Below are 3,064 nucleotides of genomic sequence, written 5' to 3' on the forward strand. Positions count from 1 at the left end.
GCTCAAAGTAACGGAGCTCAAAGTAACGGATCATCTCGGCTCGCCGAAATTGGCGACGGACGACCACCACCTCATTCTCATCAACACCGTGAAGCTGGAACACCGACTTCGAGGTATCCATGCCGATACGAACGGGAATATTCATTAGACTTTCCTCTCATCTTTCTGTGAGGCCAAGAGCGCCATCAAACCGCGGGGATGAGAGGCCGTCCACACCAGCACATCGGTCAGGCTTCGGTCCGAGGGTGGCGCGGCTGCAACGCCAATTGTAGCAGAATCGCGGAAGGACGCCGGCCGGCCTTGGTGCATTTGCGGCAGCGCAGCCGGCTGGCGAGAACATGCACGAAGGTGGTCGGTGGATGCTTCATCGCCGCGAGGTCGACGTCGCTCGGCGTCTTGCAGCGCGCGCACTGGATCTCCAGCCAAGGATAGCCTCAACCGCTTGGTCGATTGTGGGTGATGGATCGATCGGTTCGCCGTCTGACCACATCCGCTCGTTCCAACTTTCGCAAAGAAGTCTGTCAGCTTGCTGGATCATCGCTTCGCCCTTGGCCCGCATCTCCGCCGATCGGGTGGCCAGGATGTTGGCCATTGCCCGCGCCTTGCCGAGCTCCTTCGTCAGAGCCTTGCGGTCGCCGCCCGACAGCGGCGTGGGGTGATACTTCGGGGCCATCCGGACATCCAGGCGCAAAGAGATTGGATCGGTGACCTAGAGCGGGCTACGGCGTCTCCAACATTGGCCAGCACCCGTCTTCTTCATGTCTCCCGGTGCGTTGCTGACAGGTATTGTCGAGCAGCCGTTGCGCGACATCCTTCCAGACCGCGCTGCCGCCATATAATCGGACTGCATCGACGGTCTGGATTTCCACGGTTCGTTCGCAGCGGCGGCAGGAGACGCGCAGTACGTGACGCTGAATTTCCGAAAGACGTCGCTGCCGCATCTGGGTCCCGGTTGTGTCGGCGCGAGGGTCTTTGAGGACCGATTCCCAGTATTCGGCCGGAAGGGGCGCATCCGGTGCCGCAGCGGGGGGAGYCGGCCTGCGAGCGGCCTCAGCGGCCAGTTTTTCCATCTGCTTTGGGGTCGGCATGCGCCAGCTCGCGGGTCGGTCGGTCATTCCGAATTAGAACATAAAGTGAACAAAAGTCGAGTCCGCTCAGGAGGCGCTGAGAAAAAATCCTCCTGTTGGGAAGGCCGCGATGTCGGAACCAAGCCGGGCCATTCGTCTTGAATCCGGCATCAGTATGGAGTTCCACCCGCCATGGCCCCCCGCGCTAATTGGAAAGGCTTTCTGCGTCTTTCCCTCGTCACCTGTCCGGTCGCGCTCTATCCGGCCACGTCGGAATCCGAAAAGGTCTCGTTCAACCAGCTCAACCGGAAGACCGGCCACCGCATCAAATACGCTAAGGTGGATGCCGACACCGGCGAGGAAGTCGCCAACGAGGACATCGTCAAGGGCTACAAGGTCGACACCGACACCTTCATCGAGGTGACCAAGGAGGAGCTTGAGAACGTCGCGCTGGAATCGACGCGAACCATCGAGATCGACGAGTTCGTCGACCGCAGCGAGATCGACCCGAGGTATCTGATCCGTCCCTACTATTTGGTGCCGGACGGAAAGGTCGGTCACGACGCCTTCGCCGTCGTCCGCGAAACCATCCGTGAGATGAACAAGGTCGCCATCGGACGGGTGGTGCTGACCAACCGTGAGCACATCATCGCCCTCGAGCCCATGGACAAGGGCCTGATGGKGACGCTGCTGCGCTATCCTTATGAGGTGCGTTCTGCAGACGAATATTTCGACGACATCCAGGACGTCAAAGTCACCAAGGACATGCTTGATCTCGCCAGGCACATCGTCAACCAGAAGGCGGGCCACTTCGAGCCGGACAAGTTCGAAGACCAGTACGAAACCGCCCTCATCGATCTCATCAACCAGAAGCGCGCCGGCAAACCCATCACCGCGAAGGCGCGTCCCCGCGGCGAGAACGTCGTCGACCTGATGGACGCGCTGCGCAAGAGCATTGGAAGAGAAGGGGCGGCCGCGACAGAGGCACCCAAGAAGCCAAGCAAAAAGCCACGCAAGGCGGCGGCCGGGCAGAAGGAAATGCTGATGCCGATTGCCGGCAAGAAGCCGGCCAAGGAGGCCGCGGCAAGGAAGTTGGCGGCCAAACCGCAGCGGAAGTCGGCTTAAGGTATCTTTGCGGTGGGTTCACGGAAAGCTCGCTCCGACACACCGGATGCGTCGGGATATTTTCCGGGCCGGCCGCTCTGTTCGCCCGCTTTGGAAATTCTCTGCTCGCGAGGTAGACAGCAGAGCTGATCGCATGGCGGCGGTCAGTGGGCGGGGAAGCGTCTCATGGCCAGAAAACTGAAGACCTACCAGACTTCGCTGGGCTTCTTCGATTTGGCGATCGCCGCTCCCTCCATGAAAGCGGCTCTGGAAGCGTGGGGCGCGGACAGCAATCTCTTCCACCAGGGCGCAGCGAAGGAGAGCCACGACCCGGACGTCATCGCGGCGACCATGGCAAAGCCCGGCGTCGTTCTCAGGCGCCCGGTTGGAACCGACCGACCTTTCAGCGAACATGCCGAGCTGCCCACCGATCTTGGCGGCGGAGGACCAACGAAAGCCGCCCGCAAGTCGAAAGGCCCAAAGGCGAAGAAACCTGCCTCTCGCCCCGTCGACAAGGCTGCGGAACGAAAGGCCGCTCTCGCCTTCGAAAAGGAGCAGAAGCGGCGTCAGCTTGAACAGGCGAAGGAAGAGACTGCCAGGCAGAAGGACCGGGAACGCCGTCAGCAGGCGGCCGACAAGGCGCAGGCTGCGCTGGACAAGGCTGAGCAAGAGCACGCGAAGCGGGCCGCCGCCATCCAGGCCGAGGTCGAGGCTCTTGAGAAGAGATCGCAAACCGAACAAGCCCGCTGGGATAAGGAGAAGGAGCGATTGGAAGCTGCGCTCCGGCGCGCGCGGGGTTAGCTTCTGTCATGCTCGGCGCCGGTCCTTCTAATCAGGAGGGCATTCTGGGCAGGTATCACCAATCGAGTTCAGCACGTCGCGAACCTCTGCCG

3 protein-coding genes and 1 pseudogene are annotated in these 3,064 nt (G+C 61.4%); 2 read left to right on the forward strand and 2 right to left on the reverse strand.

Features of this window, described 5'->3' with window-relative positions:
* Positions 1-227: 227 nt before the first annotated feature.
* Positions 228-673 (reverse strand): annotated as a pseudogene (locus tag AC1D00_RS33960) (hypothetical protein).
* 46 nt (positions 674-719) lie between these two features.
* A complete protein-coding gene (locus AC1D00_RS33965) occupies positions 720-1,115 on the reverse strand; it encodes a hypothetical protein (protein WP_477013675.1) in 396 nt (131 codons plus the stop codon).
* Between the two features lie 144 nt (positions 1,116-1,259).
* On the opposite strand from AC1D00_RS33965, the gene ku reads away from it, so the two are divergent.
* Both ku and AC1D00_RS33975 read left to right on the forward strand, forming a co-directional pair.
* A complete protein-coding gene (gene ku / locus AC1D00_RS33970; protein ID WP_477013676.1) occupies positions 1,260-2,192 on the forward strand; it encodes a non-homologous end joining protein Ku in 933 nt (310 codons plus the stop codon).
* A 165-nt stretch (positions 2,193-2,357) separates the two neighbouring features.
* Positions 2,358-2,972: a cell envelope biogenesis protein TolA gene (locus AC1D00_RS33975; RefSeq protein ID WP_477013677.1), complete on the forward strand. Its 615-nt coding sequence runs from the start codon at positions 2,358-2,360 to the stop codon at positions 2,970-2,972.
* Positions 2,973-3,064: the final 92 nt, after the last annotated feature.

Source organism: Bradyrhizobium sp. P2_E8 (genome assembly GCF_056403875.1).

Bases quoted from the DNA above. Each gene is read 5' to 3' on its own strand.
- AC1D00_RS33975 (WP_477013677.1), top strand. From the start codon at position 2,358: ATGGCCAGAAAACTGAAGACCTACCAGACTTCGCTGGGCTTCTTCGAT.